The sequence below is a fragment of the Streptomyces sp. HUAS ZL42 genome, from assembly GCF_040782645.1.
GTDB lineage: Bacteria > Actinomycetota > Actinomycetes > Streptomycetales > Streptomycetaceae > Streptomyces.
This window is the reverse complement of sequence record NZ_CP160403.1, coordinates 1,260,821-1,275,408: the sequence shown is the minus strand read 5'-3', so window position 1 is coordinate 1,275,408 and position 14,588 is coordinate 1,260,821. Positions and strand designations below refer to the sequence as shown.

The window sequence follows — 14,588 nt, the reverse complement described above, 5'->3', positions numbered from 1 at the left end:
CCGAGAGCGGAAGCGGAATGTTTCAGGACGATTAACGAGCAGGTGAAATCCGGCCATCCGGCCGATCCGGGGGATCAAGAACCGCTTGCTGTCGGTCTTGAAACGATCGAATTCCGTAACTTCACGCCACTGATTCAACACGCAAGGTTACTGAAACGCGTGGGGTCGAGGTGAGTTTCGGCGGCGGACTCGGCAGACTCGCGCTCGCCGCTCCGGCACCGACCGAGCCGGACCCGGCACAACCCTCATTCCCGAGCGGAAGGATGCACACAATGCGGAACACCGCGCGCTGGGCAGCGACTCTCGGCCTTGCGGCCACCACTGTCTGCGGGCCCCTGACCGGGGCCGCGCTCGCCGCCCCTGCCTCGCTCTACGCCCCGTCCGCGCTGGTCCTGACCGTGGGTCACGGCGACAGCGCGGCCACCTTCACTCCGGCCCGCGCGGTGACCCTGTCCTGTGCGCCGACGGCCTCCGGCACGCACCCGGCCGTCTCCCGGGCCTGCGCCGAACTGCGCGGCACCGGCGGGGACTTCGACGCGCTGGGGACGAGAAGCGACGTGTGGTGCACCAAGCAGTACGACCCCGTCGTCGTCACCGTGGACGGCGTCTGGCAGGGCAAGCGCGTCTCCTACGAGCGCACCTTCGCCAACGAGTGCGTGAAGAACGCCCAGGAGAGCAGCGTCTTCACGTTCTGAGGGACCGGGATCGCACGGTCCCCGTGAGCGCCGCAAGCGGCTCGCAGGTGGGGAGTGCGGGTCAGTGACGCGGGGCCCTGTGATCTCGTACCCAGGGGCCGGCCGGGCGGAGTGGGGCCGCCCGCCGGCCCCTGGGGTCATTCCCGCCCCGGGGCCGTTCCAGTCCCACGATCAATCCCGTTCTCCGGGAATCGCGGGGAGCGGCGGGAAGCGGCCGAGCAGTCCCGCGGCGCCGAGCAGCTTGCGGATGCGCGGTTGGACGGAGACGACGCGCACTCGCCCCCCGCGCTCGACGGCCCGCGTCCCGGCCCGGCACAGCACGCGCAGCCCCGAGCAGTCGAAGAAGTCCACGTACCGCAGATCGACCAGGACGTCCGGCGCCGCTCCCGCGGTCGCCGCGTCCAGGTGCTCCCCGAGGAACCCCGCCGTCGCCACGTCGATCTCGCCCGTGGCCTCGATCACCGTGAACGCGCCGCTCACGCGGGTGCGGGCGTACGGATTCGCGGACGGCGACCCGGATCCGTTGACTGGCGCACCCGTGACGGCGGACGGTTCAGGAGCACGGTTGTCGGCTTCCGGCGTCATGTCCGCTCCACCTCGCCACGGGGCGCATTTGATCCCGGTGCTACCCCGACGCGGCGGGTGACACCCCTGCGGAGCCGTCCGCAAGATCTAGTTCACTCGACCCGGTGAATTTCGGTTTGGGCGATTGACTTTTCCGAGGTCGGTTTCACCCGCCGCGCCACGGAGTGAGCCGCGGCCACCATCCCGGCACCGCCTGCCTGTAGCGCTCGTAGTCGGTGCCGAAACGGCGGGTCAGGGCAGGCTCCTCGTACCACTTCGCGAACGCCCACATCGCCGACCCGGCGCATCCGCCGTACACCAGCAGGACCGGCCGGGCGAGCAGCACGCCCTGGCCGGCGATCGCCGCGACCACCGCGACGTACATCGGGTTGCGCACGTACCGGTACAGCCCGCCCACCACCAGGTGTTCGGGCGGTGCCACCGGTGCCGGGGTGCCGAGGCCCTCGATCACGAACCGGACGTACGCGGACAGCAGGACCACTGCTCCGGCCGTCAGCGGCACCAGTCCCAGAAGGCGTGCGGGCAGCCACCAGTCACCGGCCCGCCACCCGGTCAGCCACCAAGGCAGCAGGACGACCACGGTCCCCGGGGCGAGCGCGAGGAACAGCGATGTGCCGAGTGCCGCCGACGCCTTGCGCATACCGTCACCATGACAGCGAAGACGGGCTGCCGTCTCCCTGCGGACGGCAGCCCCTCTCCGGCATGGGCGGTTCACATGTGGACGACCTGCGCGGCATTCGCGTCCTGCTGCGGCACCCCGCGGCGGAACAGCAGGAAGGCGATCAGCGCACCGGCGGTGAAGAAGCCCGCCGACCACCAGAAGGCGGTGGTGTAGCTCTCGATGGTCGCCTGTGCCTGCACCAGCTTGCTGGTGGCGTCCCGGCCGGCCAGGTAGTCGGTCGCGGCGCTCGCGGCCAGCGTGTTCAGCAGTGCCGTACCGATCGAACCGCCCACCTGCTGCATGGCGTTGACCGTCGCCGAGGCGACACCCGCGTCCTCGGCCGCCACCCCGCCGGTGGCCAGCTGCATGGCGGGCGGCATCACCAGGCCGAGGCCCAGGCCGATCACGACCAGCTGCGGCAGCACGGAGCTGACGTAGTCCGAGCCGACCCCGATGCCGGTCAGCCAGGCCATGCCGACGGCGGCGATCGCGAAGCCCAGCGGGATGACCGCCTTCGGCCCGATCCGCGGCACGAGGGCAGTGGTGCCGAGCTGCGCCGCCACCATCAGCGCGCCGACCATCGGCAGGAACGCCACGCCCGTCTTCGTCGGACTGAAGCCCAGGTTCAGCTGCAGGTAGTAGGTGAGGAAGAGGAAGACGCCGAAGATGCCCGCGCCGGAGATCAGCACCGCGAGGAACGAGGCCGCGCGGTTGCGGTCGAGCAGGATGCGCAGCGGCAGCAGCGGGTGTGCGGCCCGGGTCTGCCACCAGGTGAAGGCCGCCAGGAGCAGACCGCCGGCGATCAGGAAGCCCCAGGTCAGCGCCGAGCCCCAGTCGTGGGTCTCGGCGTTGGAGAAGCCGTACACGAGCGCGAAGAGACCGGACGCGACGAGGATCGTGCCGGGTACGTCCAGCTTGGAGTTCGCGGCGTCGCGGTGGTTGCTGAGCAGCAGCCAGCCGCCGACGAGGGCGACGACGGCGATGGCCACGTTGACGTACAGCGTCCAGCGCCAGTCGAGCGCGTCGGTGAGGATGCCGCCGAGCAGCAGACCCACCGCACCGCCGGCACCGGCGATGGCGCCGTACACGCTGAACGCCCGCGCCCGCTCCCGGGCGTCGGTGAAGGTCGTGTTGAGCAGCGAGAGCGCGGCGGGCGCGAGGAGTGCGCCGAAGGCGCCCTGCAGGGCGCGCGCGGTGACCAGCATCTCGAAGTTGGTCGCGGCACCGCCGAGTGCGGAGACGGCGGCGAAACCGAGCACGCCGACGAGGAAGGCGGTCTTGCGGCCGAAGAGGTCGGCTATGCGTCCGCCGAGCAGGAGCAGGGAGGCGAACGCGAGTGCGTACGCCGTGACGATCCACTGCCGGTTGCCGTCGGAGAACCCGAGGTCGGCCTGGGCCGAGGGGAGGGCGATGTTCACGATGGTGGCGTCCAGCACCACCATCAGCTGCGCGACGGCGACGACCGCGAGGATCCACCACCGCTTCGCGGAAGCCGCCGGCGGCGCCTCCGTGGCACCCGCATGGGTGTCGTCGGTCAAGGTCTTCTGAGGCATCGGGGACCACTCCAGGGAAAGTCGTGCCGCTTCTTGAACGAAACGGTTTCGTACACGGCGAGGCTAGACCATCGTCGACGAAACGGCAACGTTTCGTTAAGGGCGGTGGTGTCGGGTCCGGCACTCAGGTCATCTGCCGCCGCACCAGCTCGTGCAGTCGCCCGCCCGTGTCCGCGAGCAGCTGGGCGGGCGGCCCCTGCTGGGCGATCTTGCCGTTCTCCATGACGATGACGCGGTCGGCGTCCATGACCGTCGACAGGCGGTGTGCGATGACGATGCGAGTGGCGTTGAGCTTGCGGGTGCTCTCGATGACCGTGCGCTGTGTCTCGTTGTCGAGCGCGCTGGTCGCCTCGTCGAAGAACAGGATGCGCGGGCGGCGGATGAGGGCCTGGGCGATCATCAGGCGCTGACGCTGGCCGCCGGAGACCGACCCGCTGCCCGAGACGATCGTGTGCAGGCCCATCGGCATCCGCCTGATGTCCTCGGCGAGCCCCGCCATCTCCGCGGCCGCCATCGCCTCCTCCGGCGTGTACGCCTCGGTGCCGCAGATGACGTCCAGGAGGGAGCCGGTGAACGGCTGGGCGTGCTGCAGCACGACCCCGCACTGCCTGCGTACGGCCGACTGGTCGAGGGCCGCCAGATCCTGCCCGTCGTACAGCACACTGCCAAAGAGCGGCCGGTCGAAGCCGATGAGCAGCCTCAGCAGCGTCGACTTGCCGCAGCCGCTGGGACCGACGACCGCCACGAACTCACCCGGCCTCACCTCGAAGGAGACGTCGTCGAGCACGAGCGGGCCGTCGTCGGAGTAGCGGAAGGACAGGCGGCGGGCCTCGACCGCGCCCGACAGCGGACCCGGCCGGGTGCTGGCCGCGCGCACCTCCGGTGTCGCCTCCAGCACCGGCTTGATCTCCTCGAACAGCGGCAGCGCCGCCACCGCGGAGACGAACGCGCCGGTCAGCTGGGTGACCGAGGTGAGCAGCATCGTCACCGACGTGTTGAAGGTGAGGAAGTCGGCCGCCGACAGCGTGCCGCGCGCCGGGCCGGCCAGCAGCATGAACATCAGCAGGGAGCACAGCGGCAGATACACCGCACCCAGCACCGTGTTGAGGTTCTTGATCCGGCCGAGCCGCTGCTGCAGCTCACGGCTGCGCGCGAACTCCGAGGCCCAGGCCGCGTACGCGTAGTTCTCGGCCGCCGCGACCCTCAGTTTCGGCAGACCGCGCAGGGTCTGGAACGCCTGGTTGTTCAGCTTGTTGCCGAGGACCACCAGGCGCCGCTGCCAGCGCACCTGCCACAGCCCGAGCCCCAGGAACACGGCCGCGATCACGATCAGCATGCCGATCGCCGCCATCGCCATGGAGACGCTGTACCAGAGCAGCAGCCCCAGGTTCATCGCGCCGACGGTGACGGCCTGGGCCACCGAGGGGCCGATGCCCGCGAACAGCCTGCGGATCGCGCTGATGCCCATGGCCGCACTCGCGAGCTCTCCGGTGGAGCGTTCGGCGAAGAACCTCGTCGGCAGGCGCAACAGCCGGTCCCACACGGCCGGTTGGAGCGTCGCCTCGATGCGGCCCTCGAGGCGCAGGACGGTGAGGTTCTGCATCAGTGTGAAGGCGGCCGCCACGAGGCTGCCGACCATCACGGCCAGACACACCTGCACGATCAGTCCCTGCTGCGCCTTCGGCACGTACTCACCGAGCACCTTGCCCGTCGCGACCGGCACCAGCGCGCCGATCGCCACCGTCACCAGCCCGCTGAGCAGCAGGTTGGCCAGGTCGCCGCGGGCGCCCCGCAGGGTGAACCGCAGCAGCCGGAGCGGACTGAGCCGCCGCTCCGGCAGCGGACGGTAGAACATCACCGCGCGCGGCTCGAACTCCTCCGCGTTGGCGCTCTCGATCGGTGTCTCCCGGCCGGTCGACGGGTGGACGGCGACATACCCGCCCCGTCGCCACAGCAGCGCGACCGGCGCCCCGGACAGGGCCCGGTGACCGACCAGCGGACCCACGTCGTCGCGCCACCAGCGGCCGTCGAGACGTACGGCCCGGGTGCGTACGCGCGAGGCGAGGGCCACCTGCTCGACCGGGTCGAGGCGATCGCCGCCGGTGCCGCTCTGCGCGGGCCCGGCCAGAGTGATCCCGGCCGCGCGGGCGACCAGTTTGCAGGCGGCATACGTGGCGTCCGCGTCGGCGGCCGTCGTGCGCTTCGCGGACCGCCTGCCGATGGCCGCCATCAGCGTCCGGTCGGCCTGCGCACGGACCGCCTCACCGGCCTTGATACCGGCGGCCGTCCGGGTCTCGTGGGTGCGTTCCAGCTGCTCGATCCAGCGGTCCAGCGTGGTCAGCAGCCGGTACTGCTGGTCGACCATGCTCTGCCACACCGCCGGGTCCATCAGCAGGTCGGCGGCGGCCTCCGCGCCGTACAGCGAGCCGTACTGGACGCTGCCGGGCGGCACCTGCATCCAGAAGACGTCGTCGTCGGTCAAGTCGGCGGCCCGCTCGGTCGCCATGGGGGCCTGGAACAGGACGGACAGGCTGCGGCCCACTCCGAGGGCGAGGGCGTACTCCAGCGGACTCGTCGTCGGCGGTACGTACCGGGGGTTGCCGTACTCGTCGTAGGACCAGGTCTGGGTGTGGGCCGGCTGGTACAGCTCGCGCAGGCCGATCCGGTGCACCACGCAGTCCCGCAACGGGCGGGCGACCAGCGTGTGCCGGGGTCCGGCCACGGGGCCGAGCAGCAGCGAACCCGCCTCCAGCCGGCCGAGGTGGTGCCAGTGGCCCTGCTGCTCGGCGCCGACAGCGAACAGGTCGACCGCACCGGCCGCGACCAGCCACAGCACCTGTGGGCCCTCCAGGTCGAGCCGGTTGAAGCCCGCACAGTCGATCCGGCTGCCCAGCGATCCCAGTGCGCCGAGAACGAGGTCCCCCTCGCCGACGGTCGTCATCTCAACGCTCCCTGACCAGCGCCGCGTACGCGCCGCCACGCGCCACCAGCTCCGCGTGCCGCCCGCGCTCCACGATCGTGCCGTGCTGGAGTACGACGATCTCGTCGCTGTCGCGCACGGTGCTCAGCCGGTGTGCGATCACCACGCAGGCGCACCCACGCCGGCGCAGGTTGTCCATCACGACCAGCTCGGTCTCGGCGTCGAGCGCGCTGGTCACCTCGTCGAGGACGAGGATGCTGGGCCGGCGCACCAACGCCCTCGCGATCTCCAGGCGTTGACGCTGCCCGCCGGAGAAGTTCCGCCCGTCCTGCTCCACCCGGCTGTGGATGCCGCCCGGGCGACGTACGACCACGTCGTACAGGGCCGCGTCCCGCAGTGCCTCCACCACCGTCTCGTCCGGGACGGAGGGATCCCACAGCGCCACGTTGTCGCGGACCGTGCCCTCGAAGAGGAACACCTCCTGGTCGACGAAGGAGACGGAGGCGGCGAGGGCACCCCGCGGAATGTCCTCCAACCGCTGCCCGTCGATCCGGATCACGCCCTCCCAGGGCGTGTACAGGCCCGAGATCAGCCGGGAGACCGTCGACTTGCCGCTGCCGGAGCCGCCGACCAGCGCCACCTGCTGTCCCGGCCCGACCGTCAGGTCGAAACCGGACAGCAGCGGCTTGTCCAGCGGGCTGTACCCGAAGGCGATGTTCTCCAGTTCGACGTGACCGTGCAGACGGCGGGTGGAGTCGGCGCCACCGGAGCGATCGTAGAGGGGGTCCGCCCGGAAGTTCTCCACGTCCTTCAGACGGGCCACGTCGGCCGCGAAGTCCTGGATGCGGCCCGCGACGCCGTTGAGCCGGGTCAGCGGGGCGGTGAAGCGGGTCACCAGCGCCTGGAAGGCGACCAGCAGACCGACCGAGACATGGCCTTCGATCGCCCGGATCCCGCCGATCCACAGGATCAGCGCGCTGTTCAGCGACGCCAGCGTCGGCGCGACCACGCCCAGCCAGGCGCTCGGCACCCCGAGCCGCTGCTGCTCCTCGAGCGTGGTGGCGTGCTGCCCCGCCCACTTGCGGAAGTAGCCGTCCTCGCCACCGGTCGCCTTCATCGTCTCGATCAACTGCAGCCCGGTGTACGCCGTGTTGGTGAGCCGGGCGCTGTCCGCGCGCAGCTTCGCCGTACGGGTCGCGCGCAGCCGTACGACCACCCGCATCGCGACGATGTTGAGCAGCGCCACGCCGATGCCCACGAACGTCAGCTGCGGGTCGTAGGTATAGAGGAGCACGGCGTACAGGACGACGACCACCGCGTCCACGCCCGCCGCGGCGAGGTCGCGGGCCAGGGTCTCTGCGACCGCGTCGTTCGACTGGAGGCGCTGCACCAGATCGGCCGGGCTGCGCTGGGAGAAGAAGGTGACCGGCAGCCGCAGCAGATGGCGCAGGAAGCGGGCGCTGGAGAGCGTGGAGGAGATGATGCGGCCGTGGTGCAGGTTCGCCTGCTGCAGCCACGTCAGCACCATGGTCAGGACGACACACCCGGCCATGGACGCGAACAGCACGCCCAGCAGCGAGGTCTGACCTCCGATCAGGAACGTGTCGATGTAGGTGCGGCTGAGCGCGGGCACCGCCGCGCCGACCGCGACCAGCAGCAGACTCGCCAGCACGGCGGCCGGCATGGTGCCCGCCGTGCCGCGCAGCCGGGCGGGCATCGCGCCCAGCACCCCGGGCCGGCGCCCGCCCGTCTCGAAGCCGTCGCCCGGCTCCATCACCAGCACGACACCGGTGAAGCTGCCGTCGAAGTCCTCCATCGGCACGAAGCGGCGCCCCTTGCCGGGATCGTTGACGAACACCCCGCGGCGGCCGAAGCGGCGCCCCATGCCGTCGTAGACGACGTAGTGGTTGAACTCCCAGAAGAGGATCGCCGGTGCCTTCACCTCGGCCAGGGCGGACAGGTCCATCTGCATGCCCTTGGCCGTGAGGCCGTAACTGCGTGCCGCCTTCAGCAGGTTGCTCGCCCGTGAACCGTCCCGCGAGACACCGCAGGCGATGCGCAGCTCCTCCAGCGGGACATGCCGGCCGTAGTGGCCGAGCACCATCGCCAGGGAGGCGGCGCCGCACTCCACGGCCTCCATCTGGAGCACGGTGGGCGTACGGACGGTCTTCCCCCGGCCCTTGGGGACGGAGCGCCCGGGCGGCGCGGCGCGGCGCCTGCCCCGGGTCTGCTGTGCGGTGGTCACGGGAGCAGCCAATCGACGGGACGCTGATCGGCCAGCCGGATCGAACCCGTGGCCTCGGTCATGGAGGTCAGGGCGTACGGCGGTCCGTCGGCCGACGACCACTCGTAACCGCTCTTCGTCGACGACGACTTGTCCAGGCGGACCAGCACGGCGACCGGCCGGCCCTTCTTCGTGAACTGCTCGCCCAGCCGGCCGTCACCGAGGAACGCGGAGATCTGCTGTGCCGACTGGGCGGTCCGGTCGATCGACTTCACATGGCCGCGCAGTACGCCGTACCGCTGAGCCGGCACCGTCTGCACGCTCAGGTCCACGGCCGCGTTCGCGGGGATGGAGGAGGCGTTCTCCGCCGGGACGTACACCGTCGCGTACAGCGGGTCGCCGGGGTGGGCGACCTTCTCGACGGCGGCGACGTTCGCGCCGGTCTGGATGATCTGGCCGATCGTGGCGGCGAGTGCGGTGATTTGGCCGGCGGCGAGCGTCCGGACCACGGTGTCGCCCTCGCTCGTACGGACCTTCAGGACGGGGGAGCCGGCCGCCAGCCGCTCGCCCTCCTTCGCGAGGATCGCGGTCACCTGGCCCCCGGCGGGGCTCTGCAGGATGTAACTTCCCTCGCCGTGGGTGAGGACGGCAGGCGCGCTGACCGTGGAGGCGACCGAGCCGCTCACCGCCCACACCGAGGCGGCCGCCATCGCGACCACCGTCACCGACAGCACGAGCCAGCCCTGTGGCCGGGCGAAACGCACCGGCAGGTCGAGCTCTTCGGGCGACTGCAGCTTGGCGAGGGCCTGTTGGCGGAACTGCACGGAACTTCCCTCACCTGTCGGAGAGTTTCGGGACATCCGAGAGCCCCGGAGCCGGGAAAGCGGCTCCGGGACTCAGCGGCACGCGGTGTGGTCAGAGACCGGCGACGAGGTTCGCGGCCGGGGCGGTGTTCAGGCCGGTGACACCCTCGAGGGTGCCGACGACCGTGTCGACCGCGCCGGAAACCGGGGCGACGCCGTCCACCAGGCCGGTGACGGTGCCGAGGGCGTTCACGGACAGGCCGCCGGAGACGTGGTCGAGCTCGGCGTCGGAGATCTCGACGGTCTCAACCTGGGGGGTGGAGTTCATGATGGAACTTCCCTTCATATGGATATCTCACAAGGGGGAGCGGCCCCTCTGGGGGACAGATGGACGGCCGCGACCGCGGGCGCCGGGCGCCCGTTTCCGGGAGCCGTGTGCGGCTCCCGCGGTGCGATGGATCAAAGCAGGTTGTGGCCCGCGCATCCAATCAACCACCTTCCCTACCAGGGCACTTGAGCTCCAGAGGCACCATTCCGTGCAGGCGCGCGCACGCCGTGCTGGCGACTTCTTCACACGCGTCACGGCATCGGCTCACACCGGCCCTTGCGGGTGCGGAGAGGAAACCGACACTCCCGCCCCAAAGACGCCACCGGCGCCGCGGACTTGTGCAGATCCGCCAGCGCCGGTGACTTGGTTGGGCAATCGATGTGCAGATTCACTGAAGCCGCGATTCCGCTCCCCGTCCGGGACGGACGGTCGCCGGCCGGTCGCGGACCGTGTCAGCCCAGGAGGGCGTAGACCGTGCTCGCCCGGGCCGCCAGCTCACCCGAACGCGCGTCGGTCATGAGGATGTCGGCGAACGCCGTCCGCCGGCCCAGCTTGGTGATCACCGATTCGATCAGGACATCCGAACCGGTCACCGCACGCTGGAAGGACGTGGACTGCTGCACGGTCGTCATCGGCACATAGGCGCCGCGGGCCGCCGAGACCGCGATCACGGTCGCCGTGTCGGCGGCGGCCATCAGGGCCTGCCCCGAGAGCGCCCCGCCCTCCCGGGCCAGCCGCTGCGACCAGGGAAGACGCAGGGTCGCGCGGTCGTCTGCCAAGGCCTGGACGGACAGGCCCAGCTCAAGGACCCAAGGGGCGAAGTTGTCGGCGAGGATCTTGTCGGCTTCGGCGGTGGTCATCGTCATATGGGGGATTGTTCCCGACGCACGCCGGTGATGCCCGTGCCACGGCCGGGCAAGGGCCGATTCGGTGTTTCGCAAAGGAAGTTGGCAAACGGAATTGAACGCACCACGAGCCCCGTGCGTACCTACAGCCATCCAGGCGCCGCTGTACGGGCTGTCGACAGGCAGCAAAGACCCCGTCCCCCCAGGAGGTCGAGAAGTTTGAGTCACAAGCGAATTCCGAAGCGCAAGGCCGCGATAGCGGCGGGCAGTGTGGCGGCCCTCGGAGCGGCGGCACTGCTGCTCCCCAACGCCAACGCCTCCCAGGACGGCGCGTCGGACGCCGGCGCGGCCCCCAGGACCCTCAAGGCGACGGACGCCTCGGATCTCGCCTCGCAGCTCGCGGACCTGCTCGGCGACGCCTTCGCCGGTTCCTACTACGACAGCGACAAGCAGCAGCTCGTCGTCAACGTGGTCAACGGCGACAACAACACGATCATCCAGGTGAAGAAGGCGGGCGCGGCCGTACGCAAGGTCGACAACAGCCTCTCCGAGCTGAAGGCCGGCGCGCAGACGCTGAAGGCCGAGGCCACCATCCCGGGCACCTCGTGGGCGATCGACCCCAGAACGAACAAGCTTCTGGTCACCGCCGACAGCACGGTCACCGGCAACAAGTGGAACCAGCTGGAGTCGACCGTCGAGAGCCTCGGCTCGGGCATGGCCACCATCAAGAAGTCCGCCGGTACCTTCAAGACGTTCGTGTCGGGCGGTGACGCCATCTTCGGCGGCGGCGCGCGCTGTTCCCTCGGTTTCAACGTCACCGCGGGCGACGGCAGCCCGGCCTTCCTGACGGCCGGTCACTGCGGGGTCGCGGCCGAGCAGTGGTCGGACTCCCAGGACGGCCAGCCCATCGCCACGGTCGACCAGGCCACCTTCCCGGGCGACGGAGACTTCGCGCTCGTGAAGTACGACGACGCGAACACCCAGGCGCCGAGCGAGGTCAACGTCGGCAACGGGCAGACCGTCCAGATCGCCCAGGCCGCAGAGGCGACGGTCGGTCAGCAGGTCTTCCGGATGGGCAGCACCACCGGCCTGGCAGACGGTCAGGTCCTCGGACTCGACGCCACGGTCAACTACCCGGAGGGCACCGTCACGGGGCTCATCCAGACGAACGTCTGCGCCGAGCCCGGCGACAGCGGCGGCTCGCTGTTCACCCAGGACGGCAGCGCGATCGGCCTGACCTCCGGCGGCAGCGGTGACTGCCAGGTCGGCGGCGAGACCTTCTTCCAGCCGGTCACCACCGCTCTGGCGGCGGTCGGCGCCACCCTCGGCGACGCGGGCGCCGGTGCCGGTGACCAGGCGGGCGGCGGGGAGGCCGGCGCCGGTGACCAGGCGGGCGGCGAGGAGGCCGGTGCCGGTGGCGAGGCGGTCGGCGGTCAGGAAGCCGGCGGTCAGGAAGCCGGCGGTCAGGAAGGCGGCCAGGAGGCCGGCGGTGAGGAAGCCGGCCAGGAAGCAGGCGGTGAGGAAGCCGGCCAGGAAGCAGGCGGTGAGGAAGCCGGTGCCGGCGACGGTGCCGGTGCGGGCCACGATCAGTCCGGCGCGGGCGCCGAGGACGGCACCGGGCTGACGCAGACCCCCTGATTCGGCCGCACCAGCGGTTCCGGCCGGCAGGTGGAACACGGTCCGGCCCTCCATCCCACCGGAGGGCCGGACCGTCCTGTTCCCCGGGGTCCACCGCCCTGCCCCGCCGAGGCCCCGTCAGCGGTCCGCCCGTGCCCGCAACAGCAGCAGCGCCACGTCGTCGATCCGCTCCTCCGCGGCGGCGTAGTGCCGTACGAGACCGTCGGCCAGCTGGTCGAGCGGCTGGTCCCCGGCTTCGGCGAGCCGCAGGCCGAGGTCGGCGACCGCGTCCTCGATGTCGACTCCCGGGGCCTCGATCAACCCGTCGGTGTAGAGGGCGAGGACACACCCCGGCGTGAACTCGACCTCCGTCGTGGGATACCGGGCGGAGCCGTCGATGCCCAGGAGCGGTCCGCCCGCGCGATCGAGTACCCGCACCTGGCCGTCGGGTCGGCGCAGCAGCGGCGGCGGGTGCCCGGCCCGGGCCATCACCGCACGCCCCCAGCTCGGATCGAGCCGCAGGTACAGACAGCTGGCGAACAGATCGGCACCGAGGTCGATGAGCAGCCGGTTGGTGCTGCGCATCACCTCCCACGGTTCCTGACCCACCGTCGTGTACGCCCGTACGGCGGTGCGGATCTGCCCCATCAGCCCGGCCGCGGTCACGTTGTGCCCCTGTACGTCCCCGATCACGGCAGCCGCCCACGGACGTGTGGGCACCAGGTCGTAGAAGTCGCCGCCGATCTCCATCCCCCGCGTGGCCGGGAGATAGCGGGCGGCCGCCTCGATGCCGGGCAGGACCGGCAGCGAGTGCGGCAGCAGGGCCTCCTGCAGCCCGTGCGCGAGCTGGTGCTTGGCGTCGTAGAGCAGCGCGCGGTCCAGGGCCTGGGCGATCAGCCCGCCGAGGCTGGTCAGCACCGCCCGCTCGTCGGCGGGGAAGGAGTGCGGCTCGGCGTACGCCAGCACGCATGTGCCCACGGGCCGCCCGGAGGCGATCAGCGGCAGGTACGCCCAGGCTGCGAAGCCGTCCGGAGTGACCCGCGCGGTCGGATACAGGCGCTCGAGCTGATGCCGCGACTCGAAGAACGCCGGCACCCCGCTGCTGAGGACGTGCGCCCCCGGGGTCGGTTCGCTCAGCGGCATCCCGTCGAAGCGTTCCACGAAGTGCGGGTCCGGGTACCCCCGCTGCCCCAGCACGTGCAGCCGGCCCGCCCGAGAACCGAGCAGGACCAGCGCCTGGCTGCCCAGCGCCGGGGCGAGCTCCTCCGCGACCAGCTGCACCACGTCCTGCACGCCCACCGCCTCGGTGAGCGCCCCGGCCAGACTCAGCACCTGGGAGATGGTGACCAGCCGGGACGGCGTGTCGCCGGACTGCGGTGCGGCCCGGCTCATCTCCGCGACGGCCCGCGCCCTGCTGATGCGGACGCTCAGCCCCGTCGTGCTCGGATACAGGCGGAACGACAGCCACTCGCCGGGCGGGCGCAGCGCGACGAACGACGTGACGTGCTGGCTGATCAGCGCGGCCCGGTAGCGGTCCTCGTACATCGGGTCGTTGAGCCAGGGGACCGACGCCCACAGCTGGGTGCCGAGCAGCTGCCCGGCCGGCGCGCCGAGCAGTTCGGCCGCCGCCGCGTTGGCGAAGGCGACCCGCCCGTTCAGATCGAGCGAGCACAGCCCGTACGGCAGCCGGGCGACCATCCGGGCCGCCTCGACGGAACCGAGCGTGCCGGCCACACCGCCCGCGGCCGGGGCGCCGAGCAGATCCGGCTCCGGGCGCAGTGGGCGGTCCTCCGCCGTGGCGCGCTCCAGGCGCAGCGCGAGCCGGTCGCAGGCCGTGGTCAGCTGCTCCCGCTCCTGGTCGGAGAGGTCGGGCGGATGCGAGCCGGGCCAGGTCACGAAGACGGCGCCGTACACGGTGGTGGCGGTCGCCACGGGCACCGCGGCCAGCGCGAACGGATAGGGCAGCACCACGGCGATGCGCGGATAACGGCGTGCCATGTCCTCCTCGCCCCCGACCCACACCAGCCGCCGCTCGCGGGCCGCCTCGGCGACGGGGATCGGCGCGCTGAGCCCCACGCGCTCCCACGGCGCCGCGAAGGCGCGGGGCAGGCCGGCCATCACGGCCATCTCGAGCACGGGCTCGTCCGCCGCGGACAGGTACACGGCACCGGAGTGCGCGTGGACGGCGTCCATCATCGTGGTGAGCGTCAGCGACAGCAGGGGCAGGCCGACCGGGGTCCTGTCGGCCGCCGGCGCCTGCCGTGACGGCTGCCCCTCGGACACGCCGACCACCTCCTCGCCCGGCCGCGCGGGTCCCCAGGGATCAAATCTGCCCCCTGAAGGCCGCTCGCGCACGG

Annotated in this window: 11 protein-coding genes; 2 read left to right on the top strand and 9 right to left on the bottom strand. The window is 71.4% G+C overall.

Annotated features, from left to right (window positions below; translation table 11 throughout):
• Positions 1–272 precede the first annotated feature (272 nt).
• On the top strand, positions 273–695 hold the full coding sequence (locus tag ABZO29_RS06025) for a protease inhibitor (protein WP_367319082.1): 423 nt from the start codon (positions 273–275) through the stop codon (positions 693–695).
• Positions 696–866: 171 nt separating this feature from the next.
• Here ABZO29_RS06025 and ABZO29_RS06020 read toward each other — a convergent pair whose 3' ends face one another.
• The 8 genes from ABZO29_RS06020 to ABZO29_RS05985 all read right to left on the bottom strand — a co-directional run bounded on the left by ABZO29_RS06020 (position 867) and on the right by ABZO29_RS05985 (position 10,635).
• Positions 867–1,280 carry an STAS domain-containing protein gene (locus ABZO29_RS06020; RefSeq protein ID WP_367319081.1) on the bottom strand — a complete coding sequence of 138 codons (414 nt, stop codon included), beginning with the start codon at positions 1,278–1,280 and terminating at the stop codon, positions 867–869.
• A gap of 145 nt (positions 1,281–1,425) precedes the next feature.
• Positions 1,426–1,920 carry an isoprenylcysteine carboxylmethyltransferase family protein gene (locus ABZO29_RS06015; RefSeq protein ID WP_367319080.1) on the bottom strand — a complete coding sequence of 165 codons (495 nt, stop codon included), beginning with the start codon at positions 1,918–1,920 and terminating at the stop codon, positions 1,426–1,428.
• A 71-nt stretch (positions 1,921–1,991) separates the two neighbouring features.
• Positions 1,992–3,494: an MFS transporter gene (locus ABZO29_RS06010; protein WP_367319079.1), complete on the bottom strand. Its 1,503-nt coding sequence runs from the start codon at positions 3,492–3,494 to the stop codon at positions 1,992–1,994.
• Positions 3,495–3,618: 124 nt separating this feature from the next.
• Positions 3,619–6,435, bottom strand: a complete 2,817-nt coding sequence (locus tag ABZO29_RS06005) for an NHLP bacteriocin export ABC transporter permease/ATPase subunit (RefSeq protein WP_367319078.1) — start codon at positions 6,433–6,435, stop codon at positions 3,619–3,621.
• Between the two features lies 1 nt (position 6,436).
• A complete protein-coding gene (locus tag ABZO29_RS06000; RefSeq protein ID WP_367319077.1) occupies positions 6,437–8,659 on the bottom strand; it encodes an NHLP family bacteriocin export ABC transporter peptidase/permease/ATPase subunit in 2,223 nt (740 codons plus the stop codon).
• Entirely contained in the window at positions 8,656–9,462 is an 807-nt protein-coding gene (locus ABZO29_RS05995) for an HlyD family efflux transporter periplasmic adaptor subunit (RefSeq protein ID WP_367319076.1), read from the bottom strand. The genes ABZO29_RS06000 and ABZO29_RS05995 overlap by 4 nt, the downstream gene beginning before the upstream one ends.
• Before the next feature lie 91 nt (positions 9,463–9,553).
• On the bottom strand, positions 9,554–9,769 hold the full coding sequence (locus ABZO29_RS05990) for a type A2 lantipeptide (protein ID WP_367319075.1): 216 nt from the start codon (positions 9,767–9,769) through the stop codon (positions 9,554–9,556).
• 452 nt (positions 9,770–10,221) lie between these two features.
• The gene (locus ABZO29_RS05985) at positions 10,222–10,635 is read right to left on the bottom strand and encodes a PaaI family thioesterase (RefSeq protein ID WP_367319074.1); all 414 of its coding nucleotides are present in this window, start codon (positions 10,633–10,635) and stop codon (positions 10,222–10,224) included.
• 198 nt (positions 10,636–10,833) lie between these two features.
• On the opposite strand from ABZO29_RS05985, the gene ABZO29_RS05980 reads away from it, so the two are divergent.
• On the top strand, positions 10,834–12,252 hold the full coding sequence (locus ABZO29_RS05980; RefSeq protein WP_367319073.1) for a S1 family peptidase: 1,419 nt from the start codon (positions 10,834–10,836) through the stop codon (positions 12,250–12,252).
• A 117-nt stretch (positions 12,253–12,369) separates the two neighbouring features.
• Here the strand turns inward: ABZO29_RS05980 and ABZO29_RS05975 are convergent, their stop codons facing one another.
• On the bottom strand, positions 12,370–14,523 hold the full coding sequence (locus ABZO29_RS05975; protein ID WP_367319072.1) for a PP2C family protein-serine/threonine phosphatase: 2,154 nt from the start codon (positions 14,521–14,523) through the stop codon (positions 12,370–12,372).
• Positions 14,524–14,588 lie beyond the last annotated feature (65 nt).